This window comes from Pseudomonas sp. GW821-FHT02A11, from assembly GCF_059421985.1.
The window spans coordinates 194,005-207,202 of record NZ_JBWKWB010000009.1; the positions used below are offsets into that span (position 1 = coordinate 194,005).

The following is a 13,198-nucleotide window of genomic DNA, read 5'->3' on the forward strand; positions in this document are numbered from 1 at the left end:
AAGCTCCCCCAAAGTGCGTGCTCTTATTTTTATTGTTTGTTGGGCTTTTTGTTTTTGTTGAGCGCCCAATTCACGGCTTATCGCCTGTGAAACCTCCCAATCGGGAGTCAAGAGCAAACGGATTGCTTTGGTCGCTGTGCTGCAGTGATCGATCGATCCAACCAGTTCAGGCTCTACCTTGGGGTAGTTTTTTGTTGTTCTCGGCCTGGTTGCGGGACAAGTCCCAAATGCAACGCCTCTCCAAAAGAATCAGTTAGCTGCGCCTCCGCCGTGTTGTTCTTGTTATGCGTGAGTCGATTCGTCTTGTTTTTATTGTGTTGTTTTGCGGGTGACTGATTTTTGTTGTTCTTGTACTAAGGATATTGCAGAACGCGTGCCAACTTTTTCAAAATGCGTTGGAAGCCTTTGAATCCGGGGGTGTGGCAAAATGACGCTATTTTCTTGTAGCCAAAAAAAACCGGGACTACGTTACCGTACGCCCCGGCTTTTGTTACGTGTCGCTGTTGAGGTAACAGTTTTTTCACAAGTCCCGCTATGCCGCGTGCCAGAGCCCTGCGCGCAAGATTTCTCTCAGGTTTCGCTGGCCACGCCGGTCTTGCGACGGGGAATGCCCAGGCGCTGACGACGTTCCCACAAGCACTTGCGGCTCACGCCGAGTTTGCGCGCCAGTTCGGTCTCGGTCATGTGGTCTTGATGTTCGAGCACGAAGTGCTGGAAGTAATCCTCCAGCGACAGGTCCTCGGTCGGTTCATGGGCCGTGGAGTTCGACGAGGGTTGCTGCGGCGCCAGGCCGATGAACTCGTCAACGTCCAGATCGCTCAGTTCGATGTCGATACCCAAAAGGTCTGCGGAGATTTCCGGGCTTTCGCACAGGATCACTGCGCGCTCGACCGCGTTTTCCAGCTCGCGAACGTTACCGGGCCAGGAGTACTGGCGAATGGCTTGTTCCGCATCCGGGCCGAAGCGCAGATCATTGCGGCCCGCCTTGGCGCTCTGGCGAGCGAGGAAGGCGTTGGCGATCTCGTTGACGTCGGCGCCGCGCTCGCGCAGGGCAGGTAGCTTCAAGGCGATCACGTGCAGACGGTAATAGAGGTCTTCACGGAACTGGCCGACCTTGGCCAGGCTCTTGAGATCGCGGTGAGTCGCCGCGATCAGGCGCACGTCGACTTTTTGCGACTGCACCGAGCCGACACGGCGAATCTCGCCTTCCTGCAAAACGCGCAACAAACGAGCCTGGGCTTCAAGTGGCAGTTCGCCAATCTCATCGAGGAACAGCGTGCCGCCGTCAGCCGCCTCCACTAGACCCGCGCGACCTGCGCTGGCGCCGGTAAACGCGCCTTTCTCGTGACCGAACAGCTCGGACTCGATCAGCGTTTCGGGGATCGCCGCGCAGTTCACCGAGATCATCGGCGCCTTGGCGCGGCGAGAAAGATTGTGCAACGCGCGGGCGACCAGCTCTTTACCCGTGCCGGATTCACCTTGAATCAGCACGTTGGAGTCTGTCGGCGCGACCTTGCGGATCTTGCCGTACAGGTCTTGCATCGGCGGGCAGGAGCCGATGATGCCGATCTCGCCGTTGCTGTTGTCCGGGCCAGCCTTGTCAGCGGACGACGCCTTGCCAGGCGCCGCGGCGCGTTCGGCTTGCAGGCTCTGTACCGTCTGTCGGTCACGCAGGATGCGCGAGACGGCTTGAAGCATTTCGTCGTGATCGAAAGGCTTGGCGATATAGTCCACCGCGCCCATCTTCATGGAGTCCACGGCCGAGCGCAGGCTGGCGTAGCTGGTCATGATCAGAACGGGTTTGCCCTGGCCGAGCTTGATGAGTTCAGTGCCCGGAGCGCCAGGCAGGCGCAGGTCGCTGACGATCAGATCAAACGAGGGGATGCTGAAACGTTCCTGAGCTTCCTGCACGGATCCGGCTTCACTGACCTGGTACTGATTACGTTCCAGCAAGCGACGCAAGGCAGAGCGGATAATGGTTTCGTCTTCGACGATCAAAATGTGCGGCATTGATTCGGTACTCTCGACGGTCTCAGTTCACAGCGGACGTCGCTTCGACATGTCGCGGTAATGTCACCCGAATACGGGTTCCGCGTTGTTGCTCGGGGTCAGCCGGGCTGTCGATGGTGATTTGTCCATAATGCTCTTCAACGATGGAATAGACCAGTGCGAGCCCCAGGCCTGTCCCTTCCCCCGGATCCTTGGTGGTGAAGAACGGTTCGAACAAGCGGTCCATGATTGCTTTCGGAATTCCAGTGCCTTCGTCTTCGACGATCAAATCGACCGTATGTTCGGACGCTTCGCTCTTGACCCGCACCGCGCTGCCCGCAGGCGAGGCGTCACGGGCGTTGGAGAGCAGGTTGATCAGCACCTGGGCCAACCGTTGCGGGTCGCCATCGACCCAGTGGTTCGGGTTGCACAGGTTGTAGAATTGCACTTCGAAATTGCGCCGGTTGAGCGCGAGCAGACCGATGGCATCCTGGGCGACTTCGGCCAGACACACCGCTTCGTCGGAATGCTGATGGCCACCCGCGTGGGCGAAGCTCATCAGCGATTGCACGATGCGCGACACGCGTTTGGTCTGTTCGAGGATCTGGCTGCTGATCTCGGTGAGTTCGCCGTCTTCTTCACGCTCTTCGCGCAGGTTTTGCGCAAGGCAGGCGATGCCGGTGATCGGGTTGCCGATCTCGTGGGCGACGCCTGCGGCAAGGCGGCCGATGCTTGCCAGACGCTCGGAATGCACGAGTTTGTCTTCGAGCATCTGCGTATCGGTCAGGTCTTCCACCAGAATCACCAGCCCGCTGTTGCCGGGCGCGAGGGGCTCATCAATGGCCGCTTTGTGCAGGTTGAGCCAGCGGGTCTGGCCGTCCAGCGCCAAACGCTGCTTGTGCAAGTGTTCGTCCGGCACGTTGATGAAGCCCAGCAGTAACTGACGCCACGGGTCGGCGATGGTCTCGAGGCGCGAACCGACGACGCGCTGGGCGCCAATGCCGGTGAGCTCTTCCATGGCCTTGTTCCACATCAGGATCTCCTGATCCTTGGCCAGCGAGCAGACGCCCATGGGCAGTTCCTGCAGGGTCTGGCGGTGATAACGGCGCAGGGCATCGAGTTCGGCGGCAAGGCCGGTCAGGCGCGAGTGATAGTCCTCAAGGCGACTTTCGATGAAGTGAATGTCTTCGGTGACGTAGTTTTCGCTGCCCGACTTGTAGGGCAGGAAGGTTTCAACCATATCCTGCGCAACACTCGGCCCCATCAGTCCGGACAGGTTGGCTTCGATCCGGTCGCGCAGGCGGCGTAGCGCATAAGGGCGACGCTCGTCGAACGGCAGATACAGATCACGCAGGGCCTGCTCGACTTCCTTCTGAGCGGCCTTGGCGCCCAGCGGCTTGGCCAGTTGCGTGGCGAATTCCTGAGGGGACACGGCGTGCAGCTCGCGGCGTTGCGGGCGACGTACGTTATCTACGGCACAGGCCTCGGCGGCGCTGGCCTCCTCGGGACTGGGGTTGCTGAATAGCGAAATCAGGGTGAACACCAGTACGTTGGCGGCCAGGGATGCGATGGCGGCCATGTGCCAACTGGTGTCATCCAGCACGTAGATCATGTTCAGCAGGGGGATGTAGAAGCCCTGGAAGTTGCCGATCAGCGGAAACAGCATGCTGACCATCCACACCACGATCCCGGCGACCAACCCCGCCATGAAGCCCCGGCGGTTGGCCGCTGGCCAGTACAGCACCGACAAGACGCCCGGCAAGAACTGCAACGTGGCGACGAAGGCGACGATGCCCAGGTTGGCCAGGTCCTGCTTGGCGCCCAGCAGCAGGTAAAACCCGTAGCCCGCCATGATGATGGCGACGATCAGGCCACGGCGGGTCCATTTCAGCCAGCGATAGATATTGCCTTCGGCGGGCGGCTGGTAGAGCGGCAGCACCAGATGGTTCAGGGCCATGCCCGAAAGCGCCAGCGTGGTGACGATAATCAGACCGCTCGCTGCTGACAGCCCACCGACGTACGCCAACAGTGCCAGCGCCGGGTTGTGCGCGGCGATGCCGATGCCAAGGGTGAAATATTCCGGGCTGGTGGTGGCGCCGAGTTTCAGCCCGGCCCACAGCACCAGCGGCACCGCCAGACTCATCAACAGCAGAAACAGCGGCAGGCCCCAGCTGGCGCTGACCAGCGAGCGCGGATTGAGGTTTTCGGTGAAGGTCATGTGATACATGTGCGGCATCACGATGGCCGAGGCGAAGAACACCAGCAACAGCGTGCGCCACGGGCCTTCTTGCAGCGGCGTGTGCAGAGCGGCCAGCGCGCTCTGGTTCTGCAGCAGCCATTGTTCAAGGCTCTGCGGGCCGTCAAACACGCCATACAGCGCGTAGACGCCGATCCCGCCGATGGCCACCAGCTTGATCACCGATTCAAAGGCAATGGCGAACACCAGCCCTTCGTGTTTTTCCCGGGTGGCGATGTGGCGCGAGCCAAAGAAGATGGTGAACAGGATAATGATGACGCAGAAGGCGAGGGCGACGTAGTTACGCACCGGCTCCCGGGTGAGGATGCCGATGGAGTCCGCCACCGCCTGAATCTGCAGGGCCAAGAGCGGTAATACGCCGATCAGCATGAAAACCGTAGTCAACGCCCCCGCCCAGGTGCTTCTGAAGCGAAAGGCGAACAGGTCTGCCAGCGACGACAGTTGATAGGTGCGGGTGATTTTCAGAATCGGATAAAGCAGCACCGGCGCCAGTAGAAACGCGCCCGAGACCCCGAGATAACTGGACAGAAAGCCGTAGCCGTATTCGTAGGCCAGGCCCACGGTGCCATAGAAGGCCCATGCACTGGCGTAGACCCCCAGCGAAAGGGTGTAGGTCAATGGGTGGCGGATGATCCAGCGCGGGATCAGGCCGCGCTCGCTGATCCAGGCCACGCCGAACAGCACCAGCAGGTAGGCAGCACTGACCAGAATCATCTGGGTCAGGCTAAAGCTCATCGGCATCTCGTTGGCTCTGCAGAATGAAAGTCACCACGATCAGGATCAGCCACAGCATGTAAGGCCGGTACCAAGCGCCTGTCGCGTCGATCCACCAGTCCATGATGGCCGGGGAGAAAAGGTAGATGCCTACCACCAGGAGCAGGACCAATCGGTAGATGTACATTTGGCCTCCCAGGTTGAGTGTGACGAAGACATGAGCCCGAAGGAGCGGCATGGTAACGGATGGCTATCCGGCTGCAAGCGACGTTTCGGCCAGCTTTGTGCTGCATTTCGGGGCAACCGCTCTGGCTCAGTCTATTCGAGCTTCCTCGATCGTGGCGACCTGCGGGATCAATTCGGCATTCCAGTGAGCGATTCCCCAGCCCAGCACTTCACGTGGGGTGGCGTACGACAACTCGCCTGGCGCCGGCTGGCCAAGGGCGCGCAAGGCTCGCATCAACAGTGGAGTCGCCTGATCAGCGGGCAGCGGCGGCGAGCGGTAGGACTTGCCCAGCTTATGCCCGTTGGGTTGGGTGATCAGCGGAACGTGCAGGTAGCGCGGTTGCGGCAGGCCCAGCAGTTCTTGCAGGTAAAGCTGACGGGGCGTGGAATCCAGCAGGTCGGCGCCGCGCACGATGTCGGTGACGCCCTGCCAGCCATCGTCGAGCACCACTGCCAGTTGATAGGCGTACAGGCCATCGCGACGACGAATCACGAAGTCACCGACGTCACGCCCCAGGTGTTGCGCGAATGCGCCCTGCACCCGGTCTTTGAAGCGGTATTCCAGTTCCGGCACGCGAATGCGGATGGCAGCGTTATCTGGCGAATGCCCCGCATTGCGACAAAGGCCGGGGTAAATGCCCTGATAGTCTTCCAGCTGCTTGCGCGAGCAGGTGCATGCGTAGGCCAGGCCGTAGCTGAACCAGCGGTTGATGATGTCCTGATAGGCATCGCGGCGATCGCTTTGCCTGACCAACTCGCCGTCCCACTCGAAGCCGTAGGTTTCCAGCGTATCGAGGATTGCGGCCTGTGCGCCGGGCTCCTCACGGGGCGGGTCCAGGTCTTCCATGCGCATTAGCCACAGACCACCGACCGCGCGTGCATCCAGATACGACGCCAGCGCTGCGACCAGCGAGCCGAAGTGCAGATAACCGCTCGGAGTTGGCGCAAAGCGCCCTATATAGGAAGGGGATTTCATGGGCGGTGATGGTACTGGAAATCACAGGTCCAAAAAACCGGACGCTGCCACGGTTCATGTAGGAAGTGGACTACCCAAAGCTTCACCGCTACGGCTGTGGGACCGAAGGCAGCATCTGAACCGTTAAAGCGACAAAGGACGCCGAAGCGTCCTTTGTCTCATGCAAAAAAACAGGGTCATTTACCGACCTGTTTTTCCTTGATTTCAGCCAGCGTCTTGCAGTCGATACACTGGTCGGCAGTCGGGCGGGCTTCAAGACGCTTGACGCCGATCTCGATGCCGCAGGATTCGCACCAACCATATTCTTCGTCGGTGATCAGTTGCAGCGTCTTATCGATCTTCTTGATCAACTTGCGCTCACGGTCACGAGCACGCAGTTCCAGAGCGAACTCTTCTTCCTGACTTGCACGATCGGCAGGGTCAGGGAAATTGGCCGCTTCGTCTTTCATATGGTCAACCGTGCGGTCGACTTCCTGCATCAAGTCCTGTTTCCACTTGTTCAGGATCTTGACGAAGTGAGCACGCATGGGCGCACCCATGTATTCCTCGCCTTTGGTTTCAACGTAAGGCGCGAAACCGCTAATCGTTTGGTTGTTTTTTTGCTTTTCTTCGGTGGGCATGAACGGACCGCCTCTCACTCTTCTAAGCCATTGCGCAGGGTAATGATCCATCGCCGACACCTGCCGGCCCTGCGGCTGCAAGCGGGCGAACTTACCAGATCGAATCGGAGCGCGCTACTCCCGGTTGTCGAGCCTGGCTCTACAACGCGCCCGTGAACTATGACCACAGCCAAAGCGCCCGGTTTTATATTATTTTGCAGTGCCATCAGTCTAGCCCCTTGGACGATAACGTCGCGATTTGTGGATCGTCGGCACTTTTGCGACAGGGGCGGGTGGATAAAGCCTGTCGCATTGCAGGCGGTTGAGTAGAATCGACGGCCTGTTTCGATACTTGTGAATAAAGGAAGACCGATGCCCCAGCCCTACAGTGCGCGCAGCCGCGCCATCGAACCCTTTCATGTGATGGCGCTGCTGGCCCGTGCCAATGAACTGCAGGCGGCGGGGCACGACGTCATTCACCTGGAAATCGGCGAGCCCGATTTCACCACCGCCGAGCCCATCATCAAGGCCGGGCAGGCCGCGCTCGCGGCGGGCAAGACCCGTTACACAGCCGCCCGCGGGCTGCCCGAATTGCGCGAAGCCATCGCGGGCTTCTATCAGCAGCGCTACGGCGTGAGCATCGATCCGGGGAGGATTCTCATCACTCCCGGCGGCTCAGGCGCGCTGTTGTTGACCTCCAGCCTGCTGGTCGACCCCGGCAAGCATTGGCTGCTGGCCGATCCGGGTTACCCCTGCAACCGGCACTTTCTGCGTTTGATTGAGGGCGCGGCGCAGCTTGTGCCGGTCGGTCCCGAGGTGCGCTATCAACTGACGCCGGAACTGGTCGCCCAACACTGGAATCAAGACAGCGTCGGCGCCTTGGTGGCCTCGCCGGCCAACCCGACCGGCACGTTACTGCATCGCGATGAACTGGCGGCGCTGTCCGCTTCGCTCAAGGCGCGGGACGGGCATCTGGTGGTGGACGAGATTTACCACGGCCTGACCTACGGCACCGATGCCAGCAGTGTGCTGGAAGTCGATGACGACGCCTTTGTCCTGAATAGTTTTTCAAAGTATTTCGGCATGACCGGCTGGCGCCTCGGCTGGCTCGTTGCGCCTGAAGCGGCGATCGGTGATCTGGAAAAACTCGCGCAAAACCTCTATATCAGTGCACCCAGCATGGCGCAGTCTGCGGCACTGGCCTGTTTCGAACCGCAGACCCTGGAAATCCTCGAACAGCGTCGCGCCGAGTTCGGCAAGCGCCGGGATTTCCTGCTGCCCGCCTTGCGCGAGTTGGGCTTCAACATCGCGGTAGAACCCGAAGGCGCCTTCTATCTCTACGCCGACATTAGCGCCTTTGGTGGCGATGCCTTTGCGTTCTGCCGACATTTCCTGGAGACCGAGTACGTCGCGTTCACGCCAGGCCTGGATTTTGGCCGTCACCAGGCCGGCCACCATGTGCGTTTTGCTTATACCCAGAGCCTGGAGCGGTTGCAGCAAGCAGTCGAGCGAATCGGGCGCGGACTGCGGAGTTGGCAAGGCTGATGCGCTTTTCTCCGCCACTTGAAGAAGCCCGTCTGCTGCAGCGTTACAAACGTTTTCTGGCGGATATCGAAACCCCCAACGGTGAGCGGCTGACCATTCACTGCCCCAACACTGGCTCCATGTTCAACTGCATGATGCCCGGCGGGCGCGTGTGGTTCAGCCGCTCCAATGACCCAAAACGCAAGCTGCCCGGTACCTGGGAAATCAGCGAAACCCCTCAAGGGCGCTTCGCCTGCGTCAACACTGGGCGAGCCAACAAGCTGGTCGAAGAAGCGCTGCTGGCGGGTGTGATCACTGAGCTGAACGGCTTTACCGCGCTCAAGCGCGAAGTCGCCTACGGCCAGGAAAACAGTCGCGTCGACTTCCGCCTGGACTACCCGCAGGGCTCGCTGTATCTGGAAGTCAAAAGCGTGACACTGGGGTTTGACGACAGCAACGTCGCAGCCTTCCCCGACGCGGTGACCCAGCGCGGCGCCAAGCATCTGCGCGAGTTGGCGGCGCTGGCGCGAGAGGGTGTGCGTGCGGTGCTGCTGTATTGCGTGAACTTGACCGGGATCGAAGCCGTTCGGCCTGCCGAGGAAATAGACGCGGGGTATGCCGCAGCCTTGAGGGATGCGGTGGCCGCAGGCGTCGAAGTGCTTGCGTATGGCGTGATGCTAACGCCTGAAGAGGTGCGGGTTGATCGTCGATTGGAGGTGCATCTGGCTCAAGCGGTCGCCCTCAGTCCCGTGCCGGCAGCTTGATCCAGACCCCCTGAGCGTCTTCGCCGCACTCGATGGCGATCAGTGATTTACCCTCGCACGGCCCTGCGATGCATTCGCCGCTTTCGATCAGAAACAGCGCGCCATGGGTCGCGCACTCGATCAGGCTGGCACTGGCATCAAGAAACTGGTCAGGCTCCCACTCCAGTCGCACGCTGCGATGAGGGCAGCGATTCTGGTAGACGTAGGCCTGCCCGGCACGCCTCACGGCCAGCAGGGAGAAGCCATCGACCTCGAATGCACGGCTTTTTCCTTCGTCCAGATCCATTGCGTTACACAAGTGTTTCAGCGGAGCCTCCTTCGCGCTTGACGTGTAAATGCAAGTCATTATCAAATTGCCCCGCTGTCGCGGGCCGCCTAGTCTGACAGCTCTGCAAATGACGCGTCGATTCCAGGCTTCTCCAGACGCGCCCCCTCTCTATAAAGGACGCTTCCTCTCATGCGCTTGATCGCCAAGCTGACTGCTGTTCTGATCGGAATTACATTCACGCAGCTGGCGATGGCCGATGCACAGCCGCAGCGCTGGGTCAGTGCCGGTGGCGCGTTGACGGAGTGGGTCGTAGCGCTGGGCGGGGAGTCGCATCTGGTGGGCATCGACACCACCAGCCAACACCCTGAATCCATCAAGTCATTGCCGAGCATCGGCTATCAACGTCAGTTGTCGTCGGAAGGCATCCTGAGTTTGCGTCCGAATATTCTGCTGGGGACGGAAGAAATGGGGCCGCCCCCTGTGCTGGAACAATTGCGCGCGGCGGGCGTGAAGGTTGAAGTCTTCTCCGCAGGCGCTGAAATCAGCGCGCTGCAGGGCAATCTGCAAAAACTCGGTGCATTACTCGGCAAAGAAACCCAGGCCCGCGAAGCCGGCGAACAGTATGCCCAGCAGTTGGAGAGCCAGCACACCTGGGTCGCGCAGGCGCAACAGCATCAATCGGCGCCAGGCGTGCTGCTGTTGGTCAGCCATGCGGGCTCTCGCCCTATGGTGGCGGGGGTCGGCACTGTGGGTGACTGGCTGATCAAACAGGCAGGTGGCCGTAACCTTGCGACCCACGCCGGTTACAAAATTTTCTCCACCGAAGCCATGGCCGGCTTGAATCCTGAGGTGCTGGTATTCACGGATCGCGCGCAAGACAACGCCGCCTCCCGCGATGCCCTGCTCAAGGAGAACCCTCTGCTGGCAGCCACCCAGGCTGCACGCAATAACCGCCTGATCGAAGTCGACCCCACGCTGCTGGTCGGCGGCCTGGGCCCACGTTTGCCTGAGGCAATGAAAACCCTGACCAAAGCCTTCTACCCGGCAGACACCTCGCTCAATGCCAAGGTCACGCCCGCGCAATGAGGGCCATGCTGCGGCCTCGCACCCTGTTCATTGTCCTGGGCATCATATGCGTGCTGGCGATCTGGCTTTCGCTGGCGCTGGGGCCCGTGAGCCTGCCGCTCATGGACACCCTGCGAGCCGGGCTACGCCTGCTGGGCGTCCCGGTTTCGGGTGACCATTTGGAGCAGGCCGAGCTGATCCTCGGGCAAATTCGCATGCCAAGGACGCTGCTCGGGCTGGCGGTCGGCGCCGTGCTGGCGTTGTCCGGCGTGGCGATGCAGGGCCTGTTTCGAAACCCGCTGGCTGATCCCGGTCTGGTCGGCGTCTCCAGCGGCGCTGCGCTGGGTGCGGCCGTGGCGATTGTTGCGGGCGCTTGGTACGGCGGAATTTCCTCGATGATCGCTCCGTATTTGCTGTCGATCTCGGCATTTGCCGGGGGGCTGATCGTGACTGGCATCGTCTATCGACTGGGACGTCGAGATGGCCAGACCAGCGTCGGAATCATGTTATTGGCGGGGGTGGCGATGACGGCGCTGGCCGGGTCGATCATCGGCCTGTTTTCCTACCTGGCCGATGACGCGACGTTGCGCACCCTGACGTTCTGGAACCTGGGCACCCTCAACGGCGCCAGTTACGCGAGGCTCTGGCCGCTGCTGCTGGTCTGCGTGCTGGTGATCCTCTGGTTGCCGCGCAGGGCCAAAGCGTTGAATGCGCTGCTGCTCGGTGAGTCGGAGGCGCGGCACTTAGGCATCGAGGTGGAACGGCTCAAGCGCGAACTGGTGCTGTGCATCGCCCTGGGTGTCGGCGCTGCCGTTGCAGCAGCAGGACTGATCGGGTTTGTCGGCTTGATCGTGCCGCATCTGGTGCGTCTGATTGCAGGCCCGGATCATCGCGTGGTGTTGCCTGCCTCGGCATTGGCCGGGGCGAGCCTGTTGCTGCTGGCCGACGTCTTCGCCCGTCTGGTGCTGGCGCCGGCTGAACTGCCCATCGGGATTGTTACCGCGCTGATCGGCGCGCCGTTTTTTCTGTTTCTGTTGGTGCGAGGCCGTACCTAATGATGAAAGCCGAAAACCTCAGCGTTCATCGGGACGGCAAATGTGTGCTGGCGGGTATCGACCTGAGGCTGGAACCCGGCCAGATGCTCGGTGTGTTGGGGCCGAACGGTGCTGGCAAGAGCACGCTGCTGGGCGCATTGTGTGGGGAACTGAAGACCAGCGCCGGGCAGCTCTGGCTGGATGACCAGCCGCTTTCGCACTGGTCGGGCCAGCAACGGGCGAAACGCCTGGCCGTGTTACCGCAGAGTTCGACCTTGAGCTTCGCGTTCAAGGTGCATGAAGTGGTAGCGATGGGCCGTTTGCCCCACGACAGCGGCCTGCAACGAGATGTCGAGATCATTCAGGCGTCACTTGAGGCCGCCGATGCCTGGCATTTGCACGATCGCAGTTACCTGGCGCTGTCGGGTGGTGAACGTCAGCGGGTGCATCTGGCCCGTGTGCTGGCGCAGTTGTGGCCGGGCGAGGGTGGGCAGACGCTGTTGCTCGACGAGCCGACCTCGATGCTCGACCCGCTGCATCAGCACACGACGCTGCAGGCCGTGCGCGAGTTTGCCAATCGTGGGGGCGCTGTGATGGTGATCCTGCACGACTTGAACCTGGCCGCGCGCTATTGCGATCGCCTGCTGTTGCTGGAGTCGGGGCGTCCTTACGCGCTGGGTTCCCCCGAAGAGGTGCTGGTGCCTGATGCGCTCAAGGCCGTGTTCGGGCTGGAGGTGCTGGTGCAGCGACATCCCGAGCGGGGCCATCCGCTGATCATCGCGCGCTGAGCAAGGAGTTCGTGTGCGTCGTCACCTGTTTTTGCTGGTGTTGTCGTTGGCAAGCGCGTGCCAGTCGCCGCCAACGTTACCGCCTCTTCCCAGCTGGCAGAGCCCCGAGGGGCGTGAGCACGTGGATCTGGGCATGATTCGGGACCTCAACAGCGGGCAAACCCTGACCCCGCAACAACTCGTCGTCCGGCTGGCGGACGCGTCGCGGGTATTGGTCGGCGAGCAGCATGACAACCCCGATCACCATGCGCTGCAACTGTGGCTGTTGCAGGCGCTTGCCGATCAACGCAAGCAAGGCAGCCTGTTGCTGGAGATGCTCACGCCCGACCAGCAAGCGACAGTCGACGCTGTGCAAAAACAGATTCAGCAGGGCAGCTATCCCGCCGATTTTCCCGCCGCCCTTGGTTGGCAGAAGGGCTGGGATTGGGCGCTATATGGTCCGGTGGTGCGTTTTGCCCTGGCTCAGCCGTACCCGCTGCTATCAGCCAACCTTGGCGCGCAGGAAGTGGGGGCGATTTATCACCAGCGCCCAGCGTTGAGCGGCACGCTGTCGACCAGCAGCACGGTTCTTGAACAGCTGCTCTCTCAGGTTCGCGAATCTCACTGCGGCCTGCTGCCCGAGGATGCGCTGCCCGCCATGCTGTCCGTCCAGCAACAGCGGGATCGACGCATGGCCCGCAGCGTGATGGACGCGCCTGCGCCTGCGCTGCTGTTTGCCGGCAGCTATCACGTCCGCAAAGACCTTGGCGTACCCCTGCACATGGCCGATCTGGGGAGCACCGATACATCGGTCGTCTTGCTGTTCGCTCAGGTGGGCAGCGAGGTCGAACCTCACAGCGCCGATTACGTTTGGTTTACCGCGGCGATCCCCGATCAGGATTACTGCGCCCGGATGCGAGCCCCTTCTCGCTGACGGATCCGCGTATTTTTGCAGGCAAATTCCTTAGGATATTTCTGATAGTCACGTAGGCCCACTCTCTAGCCTCCTTGTGGCC

12 protein-coding genes are annotated in these 13,198 nt (G+C 61.1%); 6 read left to right on the top strand and 6 right to left on the bottom strand.

From position 1 onward, the window contains the following. Positions 1-570: 570 nt before the first annotated feature. From AC07V9_RS15700 to dksA, 5 genes are all read right to left on the bottom strand, one after another. Complete coding sequence (locus AC07V9_RS15700) at positions 571-2,010, bottom strand: sigma-54-dependent transcriptional regulator (protein WP_495016585.1); 1,440 nt, start codon at positions 2,008-2,010, stop codon at positions 571-573. A gap of 22 nt (positions 2,011-2,032) precedes the next feature. Continuing rightward, positions 2,033-4,987 carry a sensor histidine kinase gene (locus AC07V9_RS15705; RefSeq protein ID WP_495016586.1) on the bottom strand — a complete coding sequence of 985 codons (2,955 nt, stop codon included), beginning with the start codon at positions 4,985-4,987 and terminating at the stop codon, positions 2,033-2,035. Beyond that, entirely contained in the window at positions 4,971-5,147 is a 177-nt protein-coding gene (locus AC07V9_RS15710) for a hypothetical protein (RefSeq protein WP_002552060.1), read from the bottom strand. Before AC07V9_RS15710 ends, AC07V9_RS15705 begins: the two co-directional genes overlap by 17 nt. A gap of 126 nt (positions 5,148-5,273) precedes the next feature. After that, positions 5,274-6,161 carry a tRNA glutamyl-Q(34) synthetase GluQRS gene (gene gluQRS, locus AC07V9_RS15715; protein ID WP_495016587.1) on the bottom strand — a complete coding sequence of 296 codons (888 nt, stop codon included), beginning with the start codon at positions 6,159-6,161 and terminating at the stop codon, positions 5,274-5,276. 176 nt (positions 6,162-6,337) lie between these two features. Continuing rightward, positions 6,338-6,781 carry an RNA polymerase-binding protein DksA gene (gene dksA, locus AC07V9_RS15720; protein WP_495016611.1) on the bottom strand — a complete coding sequence of 148 codons (444 nt, stop codon included), beginning with the start codon at positions 6,779-6,781 and terminating at the stop codon, positions 6,338-6,340. A 351-nt stretch (positions 6,782-7,132) separates the two neighbouring features. Here dksA and AC07V9_RS15725 point away from each other — a divergent pair, with 351 nt between their 5' ends. Together AC07V9_RS15725 and sfsA are read left to right on the top strand one after the other, a co-directional pair. Beyond that, positions 7,133-8,305, top strand: a complete 1,173-nt coding sequence (locus AC07V9_RS15725) for a pyridoxal phosphate-dependent aminotransferase (RefSeq protein ID WP_495016588.1) — start codon at positions 7,133-7,135, stop codon at positions 8,303-8,305. Then, the gene (gene sfsA, locus AC07V9_RS15730) at positions 8,305-9,048 is read left to right on the top strand and encodes a DNA/RNA nuclease SfsA (RefSeq protein ID WP_495016589.1); all 744 of its coding nucleotides are present in this window, start codon (positions 8,305-8,307) and stop codon (positions 9,046-9,048) included. The genes AC07V9_RS15725 and sfsA overlap by 1 nt, the downstream gene beginning before the upstream one ends. Here sfsA and AC07V9_RS15735 read toward each other — a convergent pair. Continuing rightward, positions 9,026-9,355 carry a Rieske (2Fe-2S) protein gene (locus AC07V9_RS15735; RefSeq protein ID WP_495016612.1) on the bottom strand — a complete coding sequence of 110 codons (330 nt, stop codon included), beginning with the start codon at positions 9,353-9,355 and terminating at the stop codon, positions 9,026-9,028. The two genes, sfsA and AC07V9_RS15735, sit on opposite strands and share 23 nt — an antisense overlap. Positions 9,356-9,505: 150 nt before the next feature. On the opposite strand from AC07V9_RS15735, the gene AC07V9_RS15740 reads away from it, so the two are divergent. Genes AC07V9_RS15740 through AC07V9_RS15755 form a run of 4 tightly spaced genes read left to right on the top strand, consistent with a single transcriptional unit; the run spans position 9,506 to position 13,116 of the window. Further along, positions 9,506-10,402, top strand: a complete 897-nt coding sequence (locus AC07V9_RS15740; protein WP_495016590.1) for a heme/hemin ABC transporter substrate-binding protein — start codon at positions 9,506-9,508, stop codon at positions 10,400-10,402. Between the two features lie 50 nt (positions 10,403-10,452). Then, on the top strand, positions 10,453-11,436 hold the full coding sequence (locus AC07V9_RS15745) for a FecCD family ABC transporter permease (RefSeq protein WP_495016613.1): 984 nt from the start codon (positions 10,453-10,455) through the stop codon (positions 11,434-11,436). Beyond that, positions 11,436-12,203 carry a heme ABC transporter ATP-binding protein gene (locus AC07V9_RS15750; RefSeq protein ID WP_495016591.1) on the top strand — a complete coding sequence of 256 codons (768 nt, stop codon included), beginning with the start codon at positions 11,436-11,438 and terminating at the stop codon, positions 12,201-12,203. Before AC07V9_RS15745 ends, AC07V9_RS15750 begins: the two co-directional genes overlap by 1 nt. A 13-nt stretch (positions 12,204-12,216) precedes the next feature. Further along, positions 12,217-13,116: a ChaN family lipoprotein gene (locus AC07V9_RS15755; RefSeq protein WP_495016592.1), complete on the top strand. Its 900-nt coding sequence runs from the start codon at positions 12,217-12,219 to the stop codon at positions 13,114-13,116. Positions 13,117-13,198: the final 82 nt, after the last annotated feature.

Bases quoted from the DNA above. Each gene is read 5' to 3' on its own strand.
- AC07V9_RS15700 (WP_495016585.1), bottom strand. From the start codon at position 2,010: ATGCCGCACATTTTGATCGTCGAAGACGAAACCATTATCCGCTCTGCC.
- AC07V9_RS15705 (WP_495016586.1), bottom strand. From the start codon at position 4,987: ATGCCGATGAGCTTTAGCCTGACCCAGATGATTCTGGTCAGTGCTGCC.
- AC07V9_RS15710 (WP_002552060.1), bottom strand. From the start codon at position 5,147: ATGTACATCTACCGATTGGTCCTGCTCCTGGTGGTAGGCATCTACCTT.
- gluQRS (WP_495016587.1), bottom strand. From the start codon at position 6,161: ATGAAATCCCCTTCCTATATAGGGCGCTTTGCGCCAACTCCGAGCGGT.
- dksA (WP_495016611.1), bottom strand. From the start codon at position 6,781: ATGCCCACCGAAGAAAAGCAAAAAAACAACCAAACGATTAGCGGTTTC.
- AC07V9_RS15725 (WP_495016588.1), top strand. From the start codon at position 7,133: ATGCCCCAGCCCTACAGTGCGCGCAGCCGCGCCATCGAACCCTTTCAT.
- sfsA (WP_495016589.1), top strand. From the start codon at position 8,305: ATGCGCTTTTCTCCGCCACTTGAAGAAGCCCGTCTGCTGCAGCGTTAC.
- AC07V9_RS15740 (WP_495016590.1), top strand. From the start codon at position 9,506: ATGCGCTTGATCGCCAAGCTGACTGCTGTTCTGATCGGAATTACATTC.
- AC07V9_RS15750 (WP_495016591.1), top strand. From the start codon at position 11,436: ATGATGAAAGCCGAAAACCTCAGCGTTCATCGGGACGGCAAATGTGTG.